The organism is Pseudomonas sp. B21-023, assembly GCF_024749165.1.
Classification (GTDB): domain Bacteria; phylum Pseudomonadota; class Gammaproteobacteria; order Pseudomonadales; family Pseudomonadaceae; genus Aquipseudomonas.
Window position 1 is genome coordinate 3,311,195 of the sequence record NZ_CP087190.1, and the last position, 18,918, is coordinate 3,330,112.

The 18,918-nt window shown below is 67.7% G+C and carries 18 protein-coding genes; 10 read left to right on the top strand and 8 right to left on the bottom strand.

What is annotated here, in order from left to right:
• Positions 1-36 precede the first annotated feature (36 nt).
• Both LOY42_RS14810 and LOY42_RS14815 read right to left on the bottom strand, forming a co-directional pair.
• Positions 37-942: a LysR family transcriptional regulator gene (locus LOY42_RS14810; RefSeq protein WP_198754498.1), complete on the bottom strand. Its 906-nt coding sequence runs from the start codon at positions 940-942 to the stop codon at positions 37-39.
• Entirely contained in the window at positions 939-1,901 is a 963-nt protein-coding gene (locus LOY42_RS14815; RefSeq protein ID WP_258598092.1) for a GlxA family transcriptional regulator, read from the bottom strand. The genes LOY42_RS14810 and LOY42_RS14815 overlap by 4 nt, the downstream gene beginning before the upstream one ends.
• 103 nt (positions 1,902-2,004) lie before the next feature.
• On the opposite strand from LOY42_RS14815, the gene LOY42_RS14820 reads away from it, so the two are divergent.
• The 7 genes from LOY42_RS14820 to LOY42_RS14850 all read left to right on the top strand — a co-directional run bounded on the left by LOY42_RS14820 (position 2,005) and on the right by LOY42_RS14850 (position 9,973).
• Positions 2,005-2,793 (top strand): SDR family oxidoreductase, encoded by a 789-nt coding sequence (locus LOY42_RS14820; protein WP_258598094.1) that lies wholly within the window; start codon positions 2,005-2,007, stop codon positions 2,791-2,793.
• Positions 2,794-2,865: 72 nt separating this feature from the next.
• Positions 2,866-4,086: a M20/M25/M40 family metallo-hydrolase gene (locus LOY42_RS14825; RefSeq protein WP_258598096.1), complete on the top strand. Its 1,221-nt coding sequence runs from the start codon at positions 2,866-2,868 to the stop codon at positions 4,084-4,086.
• Between the two features lie 20 nt (positions 4,087-4,106).
• Entirely contained in the window at positions 4,107-5,606 is a 1,500-nt protein-coding gene (gene glcD / locus LOY42_RS14830) for a glycolate oxidase subunit GlcD (RefSeq protein WP_258598098.1), read from the top strand.
• Positions 5,606-6,652 (top strand): glycolate oxidase subunit GlcE, encoded by a 1,047-nt coding sequence (glcE, locus tag LOY42_RS14835; RefSeq protein WP_258598100.1) that lies wholly within the window; start codon positions 5,606-5,608, stop codon positions 6,650-6,652. Before glcD ends, glcE begins: the two co-directional genes overlap by 1 nt.
• Positions 6,653-6,661: 9 nt before the next feature.
• Positions 6,662-7,900, top strand: coding sequence for a glycolate oxidase subunit GlcF (glcF, locus tag LOY42_RS14840; protein ID WP_258598102.1), 1,239 nt, complete (start codon positions 6,662-6,664; stop codon positions 7,898-7,900).
• A 194-nt stretch (positions 7,901-8,094) separates the two neighbouring features.
• Entirely contained in the window at positions 8,095-8,433 is a 339-nt protein-coding gene (locus LOY42_RS14845; protein ID WP_139670814.1) for a hypothetical protein, read from the top strand.
• 106 nt (positions 8,434-8,539) lie between these two features.
• A complete protein-coding gene (locus LOY42_RS14850) occupies positions 8,540-9,973 on the top strand; it encodes a PLP-dependent aminotransferase family protein (protein WP_139670812.1) in 1,434 nt (477 codons plus the stop codon).
• Here the strand turns inward: LOY42_RS14850 and LOY42_RS14855 are convergent.
• Together LOY42_RS14855 and LOY42_RS14860 are read right to left on the bottom strand one after the other, a co-directional pair.
• Positions 9,966-11,159, bottom strand: coding sequence for a cyanate transporter (locus LOY42_RS14855; RefSeq protein WP_258598106.1), 1,194 nt, complete (start codon positions 11,157-11,159; stop codon positions 9,966-9,968). The two genes, LOY42_RS14850 and LOY42_RS14855, sit on opposite strands and share 8 nt — an antisense overlap.
• Positions 11,156-11,614, bottom strand: coding sequence for a nucleoside deaminase (locus LOY42_RS14860; protein ID WP_139670808.1), 459 nt, complete (start codon positions 11,612-11,614; stop codon positions 11,156-11,158). The genes LOY42_RS14855 and LOY42_RS14860 overlap by 4 nt, the downstream gene beginning before the upstream one ends.
• Positions 11,615-11,812: 198 nt before the next feature.
• On the opposite strand from LOY42_RS14860, the gene LOY42_RS14865 reads away from it, so the two are divergent.
• Entirely contained in the window at positions 11,813-12,250 is a 438-nt protein-coding gene (locus LOY42_RS14865) for a carboxymuconolactone decarboxylase family protein (protein WP_038705936.1), read from the top strand.
• 48 nt (positions 12,251-12,298) lie between these two features.
• Here LOY42_RS14865 and argE read toward each other — a convergent pair whose 3' ends face one another.
• Complete coding sequence (gene argE, locus LOY42_RS14870) at positions 12,299-13,459, bottom strand: acetylornithine deacetylase (protein ID WP_139670806.1); 1,161 nt, start codon at positions 13,457-13,459, stop codon at positions 12,299-12,301.
• Complete coding sequence (locus tag LOY42_RS14875; protein ID WP_139670804.1) at positions 13,452-14,129, bottom strand: DUF1028 domain-containing protein; 678 nt, start codon at positions 14,127-14,129, stop codon at positions 13,452-13,454. The genes argE and LOY42_RS14875 overlap by 8 nt, the downstream gene beginning before the upstream one ends.
• A 256-nt stretch (positions 14,130-14,385) precedes the next feature.
• Between LOY42_RS14875 and LOY42_RS14880 the strand changes: the two genes are divergently transcribed.
• Positions 14,386-15,702 carry an NAD(P)/FAD-dependent oxidoreductase gene (locus LOY42_RS14880; RefSeq protein WP_258598110.1) on the top strand — a complete coding sequence of 439 codons (1,317 nt, stop codon included), beginning with the start codon at positions 14,386-14,388 and terminating at the stop codon, positions 15,700-15,702.
• Positions 15,702-16,118 carry a RidA family protein gene (locus tag LOY42_RS14885; protein WP_023632135.1) on the top strand — a complete coding sequence of 139 codons (417 nt, stop codon included), beginning with the start codon at positions 15,702-15,704 and terminating at the stop codon, positions 16,116-16,118. The genes LOY42_RS14880 and LOY42_RS14885 overlap by 1 nt, the downstream gene beginning before the upstream one ends.
• A gap of 95 nt (positions 16,119-16,213) precedes the next feature.
• Here LOY42_RS14885 and LOY42_RS14890 read toward each other — a convergent pair whose 3' ends face one another.
• Together LOY42_RS14890 and pgm are read right to left on the bottom strand one after the other, a co-directional pair.
• On the bottom strand, positions 16,214-17,101 hold the full coding sequence (locus LOY42_RS14890) for a pirin family protein (RefSeq protein WP_258598112.1): 888 nt from the start codon (positions 17,099-17,101) through the stop codon (positions 16,214-16,216).
• Positions 17,102-17,276: 175 nt separating this feature from the next.
• The gene (gene pgm, locus LOY42_RS14895) at positions 17,277-18,914 is read right to left on the bottom strand and encodes a phosphoglucomutase (alpha-D-glucose-1,6-bisphosphate-dependent) (protein WP_258598114.1); all 1,638 of its coding nucleotides are present in this window, start codon (positions 18,912-18,914) and stop codon (positions 17,277-17,279) included.
• Positions 18,915-18,918 lie beyond the last annotated feature (4 nt).

An 18,918-nucleotide genomic window follows, 5' to 3' on the forward strand; every position in this document is an offset into this window, starting at 1 on the left:
CCCTGTAGGCGCGATGACGTACCTGCAGGCGCCTTGCTAGCCAAGCTCGGCAAACTTCTCCCCCAGGTAGCTGCGCAACCGCTGGATCGCCGGCGACACCGCCTGGCGGTGCACGCACACCAGTTGCAGCGGCGCCGCCTGGCAGCATTCTGGTGGGAACAGCTCCACGAGCCGCCCGGCCCGCACGTCGGCCAGCACATCCAACCGCGACTTGTAGACGATCCCCAGCCCCGCCACCGCCCAACGGCGGACGACATCGGCGTCGTCACTGGTGCGATCGCCCGAAACACTCACCGTCCTGACCCCGTCCGGCAGGTGGAAGCCCCAGCGTTCGTGGGTCTGCTCGCCCATCACATAGCGCAGGCAGTTGTGCCCGACCAGTTCCTCCGGCGTGCGCGGCGCGCCATGGCGGGCGATGTAGGCCGGCGCGGCGCACAGCGTGCGGCGGTTGTCCGCAGCCAGGGGCAGCGCCACCAGGCCCGAATCGGCCAACTGGCCATAGCGGATACTGGCATCCAGGCGATCCCCAACCATGTCCGCCACCTGGTCGCTCAGACGCAGTTGCAGGCTGATGCCCGGGTGCTGCAACTGGAACTCGTCGAGCCAGGGCAGCAGCACATTGCGCCCCAGGTCCGAGGGCATGGACAGGCGCAACATCCCGCCGATCTCCTCACGCCCCTGCTCCAGGGCCATTTCGCCCTCCACCAGTGCCTCGAGCACCTGGCGCGCATGGGGCAGGTAGCGTTGGCCTTCATCCGACAGGCGCAGGCGCCGGGTCGAACGCACCAGCAGGCGGAACCCCAGGCTGCGTTCCAGGCGCTGCACGGCGCCGCTGGCCAGGGCCGGCGAGATGTCCAGCTGGCGCGCCGCCGCGGAGAAACTGCCGGTTGCCACGGTACTGACGAACACCTGCAGGTCGTCCATGCGCACGAGTTTCTTCATGCCGGCACCTCGCTGTCCAGGCGCCGCGCATCGCGGCGCACGGCCTGCGGCGGAATGCCGAAGCCGCGCAGGAACGCCTCGCGCAGATGCCGACGATCGCGAAAACCGGTCTCGCGAGCTACCACATCAAGGCTGTGGCGGCTCTGTTCGATCAGCAGCCGCGCCGCCTCCAGGCGCAGGCGCTCGATGGCCTTGGCCGGCGATTCACCGGTCTCGGCGCTGAACACGCGACTGAACTGACGCGGGCTCAGGTGCGCCACCTCGGCCAGTGTCTCGACGGTCAGGGGCTGCCCCAGGTGCCCGCGCACATGCTCCAGCGCCGCCTGGATACGGTCCGAGCGTGGCGCCATGGCCAACAGCTGTGAATGTTGCGATTGCCCGCCCGAACGGCGCTGGTGCATCACCAGGCGATGGGCCACGCCCCGGGCGATCTCGGCGCCCAGGTCCTGCTCGACCATGCCCAGGGCCATGTCGATGCAGGCGGTCATGCCGGCCGAGGTCCACAGGTTGCCATCGGCGATGAAGATGCGGTCTTCCTCCAGCTGGATGCGCGGAAACATCTCGCGGAACTCACGGGCAAAGGCCCAGTGGGTGGTGGCGCGGCGCCCGTCGAGCAGGCCGGCCTGCGCCAGTATGAAAGCCCCGGTGCAGATGCCCGCCGTGCGCCGGGCCTGGCCGCCGAGGCGCCGCACCAGTGTGACCGACTCGGGTGCAGGCGGTAAGTCGACCGGCGACAAGGTGCCCGCCACCAGCCAGGTATCGGCATGGCTCGGCGACCCTACCGCCTGGGTGTCGAGCACCAGGCCCAGCGACGAACGCAGCGGGCCGCCTGCGACACTGAAGTTGCCCAAGGCGTAGACCGGCCGCCCGGCCAGCAGGTTGGCGAACTCGAACACCGACTGCGAGGCCAGCGCCATCACCTGGAACCCTTCGCACAACAGATAACCGACCCGATGCATGGGTACACTCCAGAGCATGTCTCGAATACGTACTATATGCGTCATTTGCGCCAACGGCAAAGCCTAGCATCATGGCCTCACCCCAACCCACGGAGTCACAACCATGAACTTGAAAGGCACCGCACTCATCACTGGCGCATCCACCGGCATCGGTGCTGTGTACGCCGAACAGCTGGCCCGCCGTGGCCACGACCTGATCCTGGTGGCGCGCAACCGCGAACGCCTCAACGCGCAGGCTGAGCGCCTCACCACCCTGACCGGCCACAGCGTCGAGGTATTGCCGGCAGACCTGGCCGATGCCCAGGACCTGGCACGCATCGAGGCGCGCCTGCGCGAGGACGCCAGCATCGACCTGCTGGTCAACAATGCCGGGGTCGGCACCCACACCCCGCTGCTGGACAGCGACGTGGAGCAGATGAGCCGGATGATTGCCCTCAACGTCACCGCCCTCACCCGCCTGACCTACGCGGCGGTACCCGGTTTCGTCGGCCGCGGGCGCGGCGCGGTGATCAACATCTCGTCGGTGGTGAGCCTGGCGCCCGAACTGCTCAACGGCGTATACGGCGCGAGCAAGGCCTATGTCACCGCCTTCAGCCAGTCGTTGCACAAGGAGCTGGCCGGCAGCGGCGTGCAGGTCCAGGCCGTGCTGCCCGGCGCCACCGCCACGGACTTCTGGGCCATCGGCGGGCTGCCGGTGGAAAACCTCGACCCGGCTATCGTGATGACGGCGCAGGACCTGGTCGAGGCGGCGTTGCAGGACTTCGATGCGCAGCGGTTGATCTCGATCCCGTCACTGCATGAGCTCGAGCGCTACGAAGCCTTTGAAGGTGCCCGCCTGGGCCTGGCCGGGCAGTTGTCAAACCAGCGTCTGGCGCATCGTTACGGCCTGTAGACACGACGGCTCGGGCGGCCATTCATCGGGTAGGGTCTACGCTGAAGGGTTCATGACAACGAGACCCTGCCCATGCATCTGCGACTTTGCACTCTGGCCCTCGCCCTCACCTGCGCTACCGCCCAGGCCGCCGAGCCCACGCCCCAGGAGCTGTACAGCCAGGCCCAGGCCGAACAGCCCCATTACCTGGAAACCCTCAAGTCCCTGGTTTCGGTGGACACCGGCACCGGTACCGAGGCGGGCCTGAAACAGGTCGGCGCCGAGCTGGTCAAACGCCTCGAGACCCTGGGCGCCAAGGTCACCACCCAGCCGGCCACGCCGTCGGTGGGCGACAACATCGTCGGCACATTCAAGGGCACCGGCAACAAGGACTTCCTGCTGATGGTCCACTACGACACGGTGTTCGGCCCCGGTACCGTGGCCAAGCGCCCGTTCCGTATCGAAGGCGAACGCGCCTATGGCCCTGGCGTGGCCGATGCCAAGGGCGGCGTGGCGATGATCCTGCATGCGCTGAAGCTGCTGCAGGACCAGCAGTACAAGGGCTATCGCACCCTCACCGTGCTGTTCAACCCGGACGAGGAAATGGGCTCGGCAGGCTCCAGGCAGCTAATCGCCGAGCTGGCACGCCAGCACGACTTCGTCTTTTCCTACGAGCCACCGGACAAGGACGCGGTGACCGTCGCCACCAACGGCATCAACCGCCTGAAACTCACGGTGAACGGCCGTGCCTCCCACGCCGGCTCCGCGCCCGAGGCCGGGCGCAACGCGCTGATCGAACTGGCGCACCAGTTGCTGCAATTGAACGCTCTCGGCGACAAGGACAAGGGCACCACCGTCAACTGGACCCTGGCCAAGGCCGGGGAAAAGGCCAACATCATCCCTGCCCAGGCCAGCGCCGAGGCCGACATGCGTTATTCCGACCTGAGCGAAACCGAGCGGGTGCAGGAGGATGCCCTGCGGATCATCAAGAAGCAGTTGGTCGCCGATACCCAGGTCGAGCTGGTCATGGAGAAAGGCCGGCCGCCGCTGGCGAAGAACGACGCCTCCACGCAGCTTGCACAAACTGCGCGGCAGCTCTACAGCAAGATCGACCGGCAACTGCAGCCCATCGCCATGCGCTTCGGCACCGACGCCGGCTACGCCTACGTGCCCGACAGCGACAAGCCCGCAGTGCTGGAGACCCTGGGCGTGGTCGGCGCCGGCCTGCATGGCGACGACGAGTACATGGAGATCGCCAGCGTGGCGCCGCGCCTGTACCTGACGGTGGCAATGATCAGGCAACTGGCGCAATAGGCCACTGCGCAGGAGCGCCGATGAACATCCTCTACGACGAACGTGTAGACGGCCCGTTGCCCAGCGTGGACAAGCCGGCGCTGCTGGCCGCACTGCGCGAGGCCCTGCCCGACCTGGACATCCTGCACCGCAGCGAAGACCTCAAGCCCTATGAGTGCGACGGCCTCTCGGCCTACCGCACGCTGCCCCTGCTGGTGGCACTGCCCGAGCGCCTGGAACAGGTGCAGGCGCTACTGCGGCTCTGCCACCAGCGCGGCGTGCCGGTGGTCGCGCGCGGTGCCGGCACCGGTCTGTCGGGCGGCGCGTTGCCGCTGAGCCAGGGCATCCTGCTGGTGATGGCACGATTCAACCGCATCCTCGAAGTCAACCCGCAAGGCCGCTTCGCCAGGGTCCAGCCCGGCGTGCGCAACCTGGCGATTTCCCAGGCGGCGGCACCCTACGGCTTGTACTACGCGCCGGATCCCTCCTCGCAGATCGCCTGCTCGATCGGCGGCAATGTCGCCGAGAACGCCGGCGGCGTGCACTGCCTGAAGTACGGTCTGACCGTGCACAACCTGCTCAAGGTGGACATTCTCACCGTCGAGGGCGAGCGCCTGACCCTCGGCAGCGACGCCCTGGACAGCCCCGGCTTCGACCTGCTGGCGCTGTTCACCGGCTCCGAGGGCCTGCTCGGCATCGTCACCGAGGTCACCGTCAAGCTGCTGCCCAGGCCACAAGTGGCGCGGGTGCTGCTGGCCAGCTTCGCCAGCGTCGAGGACGCCGGGCGCGCGGTGGCCGATATCATCGCCGCCGGGATCATCCCGGCAGGCCTTGAGATGATGGACAACCTGGCGATCCGCGCTGCCGAGGCCTTCATCCACGCCGACTACCCGGTGGACGCGGCGGCGATCCTGCTGTGCGAACTGGACGGGGTCGAGGCCGATGTGCAGGACGACTGCGCCCGCGTCGATGCCGTGCTGCGCCAGGCCGGTGCCCGCGAGGTGCGCCTGGCCTGCGACGAAGCCGAGCGCGGGCGCTTCTGGGCCGGGCGCAAGAACGCCTTCCCGGCGGTGGGGCGCATTTCGCCGGACTACTACTGCATGGACGGCACCATCCCGCGGCGCGAGCTGCCGCGCGTGCTCGCTGGCATCAGCCAACTGTCCGAGACATACGGCCTGCGGGTCGCCAACGTGTTCCATGCCGGCGACGGCAACATGCACCCGCTGATCCTGTTCGACGCCAACCTGCCCGGCGAGCTGGAACGCGCCGAAGCCCTCGGTGGCCGGATCCTCGAGCTGTGTGTGGCGGTGGGCGGCAGCATCACCGGCGAGCACGGCGTGGGCCGGGAGAAGATCAACCAGATGTGCGCCCAGTTCAACAGCGACGAGATCACCCTGTTCCACGCGGTCAAGGCCGCCTTCGACCCACGGGGCCTGCTCAACCCGGGCAAGAACATCCCCACCCTGCAGCGCTGCGCCGAGTTCGGCGCGCTGCATGTGCACCATGGGCAGTTGCCCTTCCCCGACCTGGAGCGCTTCTGATGGGCACGGATCTCAGCCAGCAGTTACTGGAGCAGGTCAACCAGGCGTTGCGCCAGGGTACCGCGCTGCGCATCCAGGGCGGCAACAGCAAGGCCATGCTTGGCCGCCCGGTGACCGGCGAGCTGGTCGATACCCGTGGGCACAGCGGTATCGTCAGCTATGACCCTACCGAACTGGTGCTCACCGCCCGCGCCGGCACGCCGCTGCGCGAGATCGAGGCGACGCTCCGCGAGGCCGGGCAGATGCTGCCTTGCGAGCCGCCGCACCTGGGACCCGAGGCGACGCTGGGCGGCATGGTCGCCGCCGGGCTTTCGGGGCCGCGCCGGCCCTGGGCAGGCGCGGTGCGCGACTATGTACTTGGCACCCGGCTGATCACCGGCCACGGCAAGCACCTGCGCTTTGGCGGCGAGGTGATGAAGAATGTCGCCGGCTACGACGTATCGCGGCTGATGGCGGGCAGCTTCGGTTGCCTGGGGCTGCTTACCGAGGTTTCGTTGAAGGTGCTGCCCAGGCCGCGCCAGTGCCTGGGCCTGCGCCTGGAGATGGATGCCCGCCAGGCGCTGGCCAGGTTGGCCGAATGGGGCCAGCAGCCATTGCCGATCAGCGCCGCCAGCCACGACGGCGAGGCGCTGCACCTGCGCCTGGAGGGCGGCGAAGGCTCGGTGCGCTCGGCACGCGAGCGCCTGGGCGGCGAGGTACTCGACCCGCAGTACTGGGGCGACCTGCGCGAGCAACGCCTGGCGTTCTTCACCGCGCCGGCCACGTTGTGGCGGCTGTCCCTGCCCATCACCTGTGGCGTGCTAGATCTGCCCGGGCAGCAGCTGATCGACTGGGGCGGCGCCCAGCGCTGGCTCAAGTCCGAGGCGCCGGCGGCCACCCTGCGTGCCCTGCTGGCCGAGGTCGGCGGCCATGCCACCGCCTACGCGCCCGGCGACGACAGCAGCGCGCCTCTGGACCCGATGACGCTGCGCTACCACCAGGCGCTGAAGCGCCAACTCGACCCCCAGGGCATCTTCAACCCTGGCCGCCTGTATGCACACTTGTGAGGCCACGGCATGCAAACCCGACTGAGTGACTCCGCCCGCTGCCTGGCCCGCGCCGACGAGGCCGAGCGCATCCTGCGCTCTTGCGTGCACTGCGGCTTCTGCACCGCCACCTGCCCCACCTACCAGTTGCTCGGCGACGAGCTGGACGGCCCACGCGGGCGCATCTACCTGATCAAGCAGGTGCTCGAAGGCGAACCGGTCAGCGCCAGCACCCAGACGCACCTGGACCGTTGCCTGAGCTGTCGCAATTGCGAGACGAGCTGCCCGTCAGGGGTGCAGTACCACAACCTGCTGGATATCGGCCGTGCGGTGGTCGACCGTCAGGTGCCGCGACCACTGGGCCAGCGCCTGCTGCGCGGCGGCTTGCGTGCGGTAGTGCCGCGGCCGGCGCTGTTCAAGGCCTTGCTCCACACCGGCCTAGCCCTGCGCCCCCTGCTCCCTGCCAACCTCAAGGCCAAGCTGCCGCCACGGATCGCCGCCGCCGGCCAGCGCCCGCCAACGGGTCACGCCCGCCGCGTATTGCTGCTTGAGGGTTGCGTGCAGCAAGCGCTCTCACCCAATACCAACGCTGCCACCGCACGCCTGCTCGACCGCCTCGGTATCAGTGTCGAACCGATAGCCGAGGCCGCTTGCTGCGGGGCCGTGGACTATCACCTGGATGCCCAGGCACGCGGCCTGGAGCGTGCCCGACGCAACATCGACGCCTGGTGGCCGGCCATCGAGGCCGGCGCCGAGGCCATCGTGCAGACCGCCAGCGGCTGCGGCGCATTCGTGCGCGACTATGGTCACTTGCTCGAAGGCGACCCACGCTATGCCGACAAGGCCGCCAAGGTCAGCGCGCTGTCCCGTGACCTGGTGCAGGTGCTGCAGGCCGAGCCACTGGAGCAACTGGGGGTGTGCGCCGAGCAACGCCTGGCCTTTCACTGCCCGTGTACCTTGCAGCACGCGCTCAAGCTCGGCGGCGCGGTGGACAGCCTGCTGACGCGCCTGGGCTTTCAACTCACCCCGGTGCCCGATGGCCACCTGTGCTGCGGCTCGACCGGCACCTATTCATTGACCCAGCCGACGCTGGCGCGGCAATTGCGCGATGATCGCCTGCATGCCCTGGAGAGCGGCAGCCCACAGGTCATTGCCACTGCCAACATCGGTTGCCAGGTGCACCTTGGAAGCGCTGGGCGAACACCGGTGCGGCACTGGGTCGAGATCGTCGAGGCGGCGCTCGATCCCAAGCCTTCTGACTGGGCATGAACGGACTCGGCAACAGGCGCTGGAGCTGACGCGGATCAAGGCGATGTTCAACCTCCTGCCTATATTTTCGGAACCCTCCTACCAAAAGCAAGGACGCTTCTTGATTGTTGCCACACCCTCGGCAAAACATCATCCGACCTGGAGACGTTACGGTCGCCCCGACGCGGCCAACCCCATCCAGACGAGGCCATGCCATGCCCACACACGACCGCCCCACCCGCGAACTGCGCCATACCCTGCGCCAGTTGCTGGCCCATGAAGTCAGCAACCCCGACGACAACCCGAACCTGTCGGGCGTGCGCTTCTTCTGCGCCACCGACGAGCACACCCGCCAACTGATCGAGCGCGTCGAGCTGCTCGCCAGCGAGGCCTTTTTCGACGCCAAGGGCCGCGCCATCCCCGCCCGCATGCGCGAGGCCACGGTGGATGGCGTATGCATCAGGCAGAAACGCAAGGCCTGCGACGACCAAACGGTGATCCGCATCGCGCTGCCCGCAAAAGGCTACATCACCATCAGCACCGCCCGCCTGTGAACACCCGCGGCCTGCAGGCGCGGGTCTGGCTCGCGCCTGCGGCCCTTGCGGCTTTGCCGATAAACCCCGAAGCTTCTACATCCCTGCGCTTCGGACCCTTCCCACGATGGAACTGCACATCCGCCTCGAAGGCCGCAAAGGCCTTGCCGAGCAGCTCTACCGGCAACTGCGCGCCGGCATCGACAGCGGCCACCTCGCCGCCGGCACGCAACTGCCGCCCACCCGCCTGCTGGCCGAACAGCTGGGGGTCTCGCGCAAGACCGTGGCCGAAGCCTATTCACGCCTGACCTACGACAACCTGCTCAGCGGCGTGGTTGGCCGCGGCACCTTCATTACCCCACGCCGCTCCTTGCGCCAGGGCGACAGCGAGCATATACCGCTAGCCGCCGCCGACACCCTCGAAGGCTGGCGCCAGCGCGCCACGGTACTGGCCCAGCGGGCGCTGGACGCGCCTTCGCGCTATGACTTCATCGGCGGCGCCTCGAGCAAGTCGCAGTTTCCCTACGATCAGTGGCGCAGTTGCATGAACTACGCCCTGCGCCGCAGCCAGCGTCACCCCGAGCGGCAGTTTTCCGCCCAGGGCCTGCCCGAACTGCGCGAGGCCATCACCCATCACATTGCCTTCACCCGGGGTATCCAGAGCGACCCCAGTGATGTGCTGGTGTGCAACGGCGCCCAGCAGGCCCTGGACCTGATTGCCCGGGTACTGGTCGAGCCCGGCTGCAAGGTGGCCATGGAAGACCCGGGCTACCCACCGGCCCGGCAGTTGTTCCAGGCCTTGGGCGCACGCCTGCAGTCAGTGCCGGTGGACGACCAGGGATTGTGCGTGGAGCAGATCGAGGATGGCACCCGGCTGATCTACGTGACCCCCTCGCACCAGTTCCCGCTGGGCATGCCCATGGCCGTGCCACGGCGCGAGGCGCTGCTGGCGCGAGCTGCCGCGCTTGGCGCGCTGATCATCGAGGATGACTACGACTGCGAGTTCCGCTACCAGGGGCCTGCCGCCGAGGCCCTGCAACGCATGGACCGGCATGGCCTGGTGGCGTATGTCGGGACGTTCTCCAAGACCCTGCTGTCCGAGCTGCGCCTGGGCTATGCGGTGCTCCCGCCCGCCGTGCTGCAGGCCGCCTGCGTGGCCAAGCACCTGAGCGACTGGCACAGCCCGACCCTGCAGCAATGGGCGCTGGCGCGGTTCCTTGGCGAAGGCCACCTGAACAAGCACATCCGCCGTTGCCACGAGGTGTACAGCGCCCGCCGCGAGCGGATCCTGGCGCGGCTTGGCGGCGACCTGGCGCCGTGGTTCGACGCGGTGCCGACCAGCGCCGGTTTCCACCTGAGCGCGCTGGCCAAGCCTGGAGTGGATGTCGAGTTGCTGATCAGCCTGGCGCGCAAGGTGGAGGTGGGCCTCTACTCCTTGGCCCCGTTCTTCAGCGAAGCCCCGGTGCGGCCGGGGCTGCTGCTGGGCTTCGGTGCCATCGAGCTGCTGGATATCGACCCGGCGTTGGACCGGGTCGCCGACACCCTGCAGCGCCTCAGTTGACCAGCGCTTCACTGGGCCGCTGGCCACGGGCAATCGCCCTGGCGTAGCCCTGCGGCGCAAAGCACGCGGTCACCAGCAACATCGCCAGCACGGTGCAGGCCAGCAGGGTCCAGGAGGCCTGGAAGTCGCCGCTGACATCGCGCAGCCAGCCGGTGATGTACGGCACGATGCCGGTGACGATGAAGCCCACGCCCTGGACGAACGCCGCCAGGCTGCCGGCCTCGCCGGGGCTGCGCAGGTGCTCCAGGGTCAGCGTCAGGCTGAGGCTGAAGCAGGCTCCCAGGCCCAGGCCGATCATCGCCACCCACAGGCCCATGGCGCTGGCCGGCGCCAGCAGCAGGCCGAGGAAGCCACCGAGCTGGATCAGCAAGGCCAACCACAGGCCAGGCCGGCGATCGACCAGGCGCCGCAGCAGCAATGGCAGACCCAGGGCTCCGCAGACCTGGAAGAGGGTCATCAGGCCGACCAGCTCGCCGCCCCCCTGGGCCGTGCCGCCGTGTTCCAGGTGATAGGCCGGCAGCCACGCCACCATGCTGGTATAGCCGCCATTGATCAGCCCGAAGTACAACGCCAGCAGCCAGGCCCTGCGGTTGCCGAACCAGTGCCCGCCACTGCCGGCGGCCAGGCTTGGCGTGAGCTGGCGCGGACGCAGCAGCACCCAGGCGGCCATTGCCAGCAGCGCCGGCAGCGCCCAGAGGCCCAGGCCGAATTGCCAATGGCCAAAGTGTGCGGCAATCGCAGGGCCGAGCACCGCGGCCAAACCACCGCCGCTCATCAACGCCGCCGAATACAGCCCCATGCTCGCCGCCAGGCGGCTGGGGAACCAGCGGTTGACCAGCCCCGGCATCATGCCCTGCACCACGGCAACGCCCAAGCCGGCGACCACGGCGCTGGCGATCAACGCCCAGGCGCTGTCCAGCTGCAGGCGCCACAGGCAGGCCAGGGCAATGGCCGCAAGCCCTGCGAGCATGCCGCCATGCTCGCTCAGCCAGCGCCGCAGCCAGGGTTGCAACAACGGGATCAGGCCCATGCACAGCACCGGCAACGCAGTCAGCAACGCCGCCTGCTGGTAACCCAGGCCGGTGCCCTGGCGCATGGGTTCGAGCAAAGGGCCGATGCTGGTGAGGATCGGCCGCAGGTTCAGGGCCAGCAGCACCACCAGCAACAGGTTCAGCGCGCCCCTCATCCTTGGCTGGCCTGCTGCCATTCACGGTACAGGCCGCCCTCACCCACGGGTTTCAGCGGGCGCAGGGGCAGGCTCTGCTGCTGCGGCGGGCGGGCCATCTGCGCATACACCGCGGCGGTGGACAACCCATAGGGCTCGCCCTCGTCGTTGTCGTAAGCGAACCAGGCACGCTCGATGCCACACAGGTGCATGGCTGCCAGGCACATCGGGCACGGGTGGCCGCTGGCATAGATCTCGGCGCCCTCCAGGCGCGGCCGGCCGAGCACCTGGGCGGCCTGGCGGATGGCCTGCATCTCGGCGTGGCTGGTCGGGTCCTGGGTGCTGTGGATCTCGTTGACGGCGCGGGCGATCACCTGCCCCTGGTAGACCAGCACGGCGCCGAACGGGCGGCCGCCGGCCTGGATATTGGCGCGGGCCAGCTCGAGGGCCTCGCGCATGTAGCGATCTGCGGACATGAAACGGTTCTCCGGTATTGACCCGGCCATTATCCCGGCTGCGACGCGCCGACAGAAATGAAGAGATTGGATGCCTGTCAGTGGCCATCCAAATGCGCGATTGGCCTCCTGGCAAAGCGCGGGATTGGCTATTCGGCACGGCGCGACGCGGCGCTAAGGTAGTGCCACTTGCCACCTGAACACCTTTGGAGCCTCACCATGCATGACCGTATCGAATGGGCCAAGCACTCGCCGGAAGCCTACAAGGCCATGATCGGCCTCGAACAGGCGCTGGTCGCCTCCGGCCTGGAACACTCGCTGCTGGAGCTGATCCGCCTGCGCGCCTCGCAGGTCAATGGCTGCGCCTACTGCGTCAACATGCACGCCAACGATGCGCGCAAGGCCGGTGAAACCGAGGCGCGCCTGCAGACCCTGAGCGTCTGGCGCGAGACCCGCTACTTCACTCCCCGCGAACGTGCCGCCCTGGCCTGGGTCGAGAGCCTGACCCGCCTCCCGGAGCGCGGCGCGCCGCAAGACGAGTACCAGGCGTTGCTCGAGCACTTCAGCGCCAAGGAAATCGCCAACCTGACCTTGGCCATCGCCACCATCAATGCCTGGAACCGCTTCGGCGTGGGCTTTGCGATGGTGCCGGCTTAAGTCAACCGGGTCCCCGCCCCTGCCGGGGCGGGTTTGCATCGCCATCGATCATGCCTGCGTCAGGTACTCGACCAAGCGCCGCAGCATCGCATCGCAGCCACGCAACTGCTCGACGCTGACGAACTCATCGGGCTTGTGCCCCTGCTCCATGCTCCCCGGCCCGCAAACCACGGTGGGAATCCCCGCCTGGTCGAACAACCCGCCCTCGGTGCCGAACGCCACCGTGCCGAAGTCATCCGAGCCACTGAGCAACGCCACCAGTTGCGCGGCCTCGCTGGCGGCAGGCGTGGCCAGCCCCGGGTAGGCGCTCAATGGCCGCAAGCGAATCGCACTGGCCGCATTCACCGCACGCATGCGCGGCAGCAGCTCGGCCTCGGCGTAGGTTTGCAGGCGGTCGGCCACCGCCTGGGCTTCAAAGCCTGGCAAGGCGCGTACTTCGAAGTCGAATTCGCATTCCTCGGGAACGATGTTCAACGCCCGTCCACCCTTGATCACCCCGGTCTGCACTGTGGAGAACGGCGGGTCGAAACGCCCGTCGTGATGCTCGGGATGCGCCAGCTCATCACCGATCTCGCCCAGTTTGCCGATCAACCGCGCCGCGTACTCGATGGCGTTGACCCCATAGGGGGCATAGGCCGAATGGCAGGCGGCACCGTGCACCTCGCAGCGCATGGCCAGCTTGCCCTTGTGGCCGAGCACCGGCTTGAGCTCGGTGGGCTCGCCAATCAGGCACAGCCGCGGCTTGTGCGGGCGCTGCGCCACGGCCGCCAACATCGAACGCACGCCCAGGCAGCCGACTTCCTCGTCATAGGAGAACGCCAGGTGCACCGGCATCTTCAGGGGTTGGGCAAGAAACGCCGGCACCGCCGCCAGCACCGAGGCGATGAAGCCCTTCATGTCGGCCGTGCCACGGCCATACAGGCGCCCGTCGCGCTCGCTCAGGCGAAACGGTTCGACGCTCCAGGCCTGGCCGTCGACCGGCACCACATCGGTGTGCCCGGACAGCACCACGCCGCCCCGGTCAAGCGGGCCTATCGTGGCGAACAGGTTGGCCTTGGTGCCTTCATCGTTGTGGAACAGCTCGCTGTGAACGCCAAACCCGGCTAGATAATCGCGAATGAAGGCGATCAGCTCCAGGTTGGAATTACGGCTGACCGTGGCGAAGCCGACCAGCCGCTCCAGCAGCACGCGACTGCTCGCTTCACTCATCGCCGGGCACTCCGTAGCTGGGCGCGGCGGTCGGGTTCAGCGCGCGGGTCACATAGTCCTGCATCTGCGGGCGATAGGCTTGCCATAGGGAGTCCAGTTCGGCGATCGGGTCCTGCTCGGTCCAGTCCACCCGCAGGTCAACCAGCGGCCAGGTCAGCTCGCCGGCGATTTTCAAGGCCGCCGAGTGCACCGGCCCCGCCTCGCCCCCGGCCGCCATTGCCGCGTGCATGGCCGCCAGCAGACGATCAGCCAGATGGCCACCAGCCTGCTCGAACGCCGCGACCATGGCCGCGATCACCGTCTGCGACGACAGCAGGTTGCCGGCTGCCGCGCATTGCTCGCCCGCCACCGCATTGTGCGTGCCCAGCGCTTCCTTGCCGGTGAACAGCGCCACCTGCCCCTGGCTGTCGATCACCGTGACCTGGCGATACTCGCTCCAGCCATTGGCACTCAGCACCCGGTCCAGCGCCGCGGCAGGCGGCAGCTGGCCTTGTTCCAGGGCATCAAGGATCTGCGGGCCGAGGGCCGGTAAGGTGATGTTCTGCGTGGCCACGGCACCGACCCCGGCGCGCACCCACGGGCAACGGGCGCCGACGGCGATGCTCGAAGAACTGATGGCGATGCCGACCTGGCCGGTTTCCTGGCAGCGGCCGATGATGGAGAAGGTCATGGTGCAGCTCCTGTGTTGAGTTACCGGCATTCTCGGCGGGCCAAGGCAGCGGCGAAACCAACATTTTCCTCGGCACAGGGCAGGAAAAAACTATGGCGATGCGGCGCGCAGCGGTGCCCATCCACCCTTCGCCAATTTATCGGCAAGCCCCAGCTAAATACTATTTTCGCGATTGCCCCCCCATCCCTAGTCTGGCCCCAGGCAAAGGCGGTCCCCACCGACCTGAACAAGAACGCCGCTGAAGAAGGGCTGGGACATGACACTGAACAACATCGAAATCGACACCCTCGTAGTCGGCGCCGGCCAAGCCGGCGTGGCCATGAGCGAACACCTGAGCAAGCTTGGCGTGCCGCACCTGGTGCTGGAGCGCAAGCGCATCGCCGAGGCCTGGCGCACCGGGCGCTGGGATTCGCTGGTGGCCAACGGGCCGGCCTGGCACGACCGCTTCCCGGGCCTTGAATTCGACCTCGACGCCGACGCCTTCGCCGGCAAGGACCAGGTCGCCGACTACTTCGAGCAGTACGTGCGCAAATACAACCTGCCGGTGCGCACCGGCGTCGAGGTCAGGCAGGTGGTGCGCAACGCCGACCGCCCGGGCTTCACCATCGAAACCAACCAGGGCGTGATCCACGCCAACCGCGTGGTGGCCGCCACCGGCCCGTTCCAGCGCCCGGTGATCCCGGCCATCGCGCCAAAGGACGAAGGCCTGCACCAGATCCACTCCGCCGCCTACTACAACCCCGGGCAACTGCCTGAAGGCGCGGTGCTGGTGGTGGGCGCCGGCTCCTCCGGCGTGCAGATCGCCGAGGAGCTGATGCGCGCCGGGCGCCAGGTGTACCTGTCGGTGGGTGCCCACGACCGCCCGCCACGCAGCTACCGCAACCGTGATTTCTGCTGGTGGCTGGGCGTGCTCGGCGAATGGGATGCCGAGATCGCCAAGCCCGGCCGCGAGCATGTGACCATCGCCGTGTCCGGCGCCCGTGGTGGCCACACCGTGGACTTCCGCGCCCTCGCCCACCAGGGCATGACCCTGGTCGGCCTGACCCAGTCGTTCGAGGGCGGCGTGGCGCGCTTCCAGGACAACCTGGCCGAGAACATCAACCGCGGCGACGAGAACTACCTGGCCCTGCTGGACGCCGCCGACGCCTATGTCGAACGCAACGGCCTGGACCTGCCGCAAGAGCCCGAAGCGCGCAAGCGCCTGCCCGACCCTGCCTGCGTCAGCAACCCGCTGCGCGAGCTGGACCTGGCCCAGGCCAACGTCAACACCATCATCTGGGCCACCGGCTACGGCGTGGACTTCAGCTGGCTGCAGGTGGACGCCTTCGACGCCAATGGCAAGCCGCAGCACCAGCGTGGCGTGTCGAAAGAACCAGGCGTGTACTTCCTCGGCCTGCCCTGGCTGTCGCGCCGTGGCTCTTCGTTCATCTGGGGCGTGTGGCACGACGCCAAGCACGTCGCCGGTCACATCGCCACCCAGCGTACCTACCTGGCTTACCGCGACCGCGAGCAGCGCGCGGCAGATGAGCAGCAACCCTTGATCAGCAACATCAGCACTTTCGGAGCCCACTGATGCCTACTCACACTCGCATCCGCATGTTCAACACCAAGGCCACCTACCCCAACCAGACCCTGGACAATGACCTGTGCCAGGCGGTGCGCGCCGGCAACACCATCTACGTGCGCGGGCAGGTCGGCACCGATTTCGAAGGCCGCCTGGTCGGCCTGGGCGACCCGCAGGCGCAGGCCGAACAGGCGATGAAGAACGTCAAGCAGTTGCTTGAAGAGGCAGGTTCGGACCTGTCGCATATCGTCAAGACCACCACCTACATCACCGACCCACGGTTCCGTGAGCCGGTGTACAAGGAAGTGGGCAAGTGGCTCAAGGGCGTGTTCCCGATTTCCACCGGGTTGGTGGTGGCGGGGTTGGCGCAGGCCGAGTGGCTGATGGAGATCGATGTGATCGCGGTGGTGCCGGATCAGCTGTGATCTTCTGAAAAAGCAATCGCCGGCAAACCGGCTCCCACAGGGATAGCACAGATCCTGTGGGAGCCGGCTTGCCGGCGATTGGAGTCAACGCTTTGTCATTGTCGGACGCCGCGCTCGGTACCTCCCATCTGCCCGAACCGCCCGGCCTGGAAATCATCGAACGATTCGGCGATCTCGGCCTGGCTGTTCATCACGAACGGGCCATACCCGACGATGGGCTCGTCGATCGGCTCGCCGCTGAGCAGCAGCACGCTGACGTCCGCCAGTGCCTCGAGGCGCACGCCGTCACCGTCGCGCTCCAGCAATACCAGGCTGGCCGCACCGGCTTCGCGCTCATCGTTGACCCGCAGCGTGCCGCGCAGCACCACCAGCGCGGCATTGCGCCCGGCGGCCGCCGGCAGTTGCAGCGTGGCACCCGCCTTCAAGCGCAGGTCCCAGACGTCCATCTCGGTAAAGGTGCGCGCCGGCCCCTGATGGTCAAGGTAACGCCCGGCGATCACCCGCAGGCTGCCCGCCTCGCCTTCCAGTGTCACCACGGGAATGTCGTTGGCCAACAGCGTCTGGTAGCCCGCTGCGGCGCGCTTGTCCCTGGCTGGCAGGTTGACCCACAGCTGCACCATCTCCAGCGTGCCGCCGCGCTGGGCGAATGCCGGGGAATGGAACTCCTCGTGGATGATGCCGCCCGCGGCGGTCATCCATTGCACGTCGCCCGGCCCGATCAGACCGCCCGCACCAGTGGAGTCGCGGTGCTCCAGTTCGCCCTGGTAGACGATGGTGACGGTCTCGAAACCGCGGTGCGGGTGCTGGCCGACACCACGCCGTGCAGTGGTCGGGGCGAAGTCATGCGGCCCGGCATAATCGAGCAGCAGGAACGGGCTGATATGCCGCGCCAGGTGGTCGTAGGTGAACAGGCTGCGCACCGGGAAGCCGTCGCCCACCCAGTGGGCGTTGGGGCTGCGGTGGATACCCTGGATCTTTTTCATGAGAAGCCTCCTGTTGATGGGTTACACCTTACAGATGAGGCCAATACTGCGGTAGATAGCTGAAACGGCATAGATCGTTCCATCAGTGGAACAACCAAACGACTCGCGGGGCAAGCCCGCTCCCACGCCTGAACCAAGCAGGCAGTGGGAGCAGGCTTGCCCCGCGATGCGTCGATCAGGCGATCGCCGCGTCCACCAACACTTGGGCTTCGGCCACCAGGCGGTTGAGGTGCGCCTCGTCGATGAAGCTTTCGGCGTAGATCTTGTAGATATCCTCGGTACCGGACGGCCGCGCGGCGAACCAGCCGTTCTCGGTCATCACCTTCAGGCCGCCAATGGCCTGGTTGTTACCCGGCGCATGGCTGAGGATCTGCTGGATCGGCTCGCCGGCAAGCTCGGTGGACTTGACCTGTTCCGGCGCCAGCTTGCTCAGCAACGCCTTCTGCCGAGCGTCGGCCTTGGCCTCGACACGGGTGGCGTACGGCTTGCCCAGCTTGGCGGTCAGGTCGGCGTAGATCTGGCTCGGGTTGCGCCCGGTGCGGGCGGTCATCTCGGCCGCCAGCAGCGCCGGAATCAGGCCGTCCTTGTCGGTGGCCCAGACAGAGCCGTCCTTGCGCAGGAACGAGGCGCCCGCGCTCTCTTCGCCACCAAAGCCCAGCGAGCCGTCGAACAGGCCCTGGGCGAAGAACTTGAAGCCCACCGGCACTTCGTAAAGCTCACGGCCCAGGCCAGCGGTGACGCGGTCGATCAGGCCGCTGGAGACCACGGTCTTGCCCACGGCGGCATCGCTGCGCCATTGCGGGCGGTTGCGGTACAGGTAGTCGATTGCCACGGCCAGGTAGTTGTTCGGCTGCAGCAGGCCATCGGCGGTGACGATGCCGTGGCGGTCGTGGTCCGGGTCACAGGCGAAGGCCACGTCGAACCGCTCGCGCAGGCCGATCAGGCCTTGCATGGCGTAAGGCGAGGACGGGTCCATGCGGATCTGCCCGTCCCAGTCGACGGTCATGAAGCGGAAGGTCGGATCGACCTCGGTGTTCACCACTTCCAGGTTCAGCTGGTAGTGCTCGGCGATGGCCGACCAGTAGCGCACGCCGGCACCGCCCAATGGATCGACGCCCAGGCGCAGGTTGGCGCTGCGGATCACGTCGAAGTCGATGACGTTTTCCAGGTCGGCGACATAGCTGCTCACGTAGTCGTGGCGCTGAGTGGTCGGCGCCGCCAGCGCCTGCTGGTAGTCCATGCGCTTGACGCCGGCCAGGTTCGCCGCCAGCAGCTCGTTCGCCTTGGCCTCGATCCACTTGGTCACGTCGCTGTCGGCCGGGCCGCCGTTGGGCGGGTTGTACTTGAAGCCGCCGCTCTGCGGCGGGTTGTGCGACGGGGTGATGACGATGCCGTCGGCCAGGCCCTGCTGGCGGCCACGGTTGTAACAGAGGATGGCATGGGACACTGCCGGTGTCGGCGTGTACTCGTCGTCCTTGCTCAACATCACCTGCACGCCGTTGGCGGCCAACACCTCCAGGGCGCTGGCGGCGGCCGGGGCGGACAACGCGTGGGTATCGGCACCGATGAACAACGGGCCGTCGATGCCTTTCTCCTGGCGATACAGGCAGATGGCCTGGGTGATCGCCAGCACATGGTATTCGTTGAAGCTCAGTTCGAACGAAGTGCCGCGGTGGCCCGAGGTGCCGAAGGCCACGCGCTGGGCCGCCACCGCGGCGTCAGGACGGCCGGTGTAGTAAGCGGTCAACAGGCGGGGGATATCGACCAGCACGCTGGCCGGAGCCGGCTTGCCTGCCAAAGGACTGAGCGTCATGCGG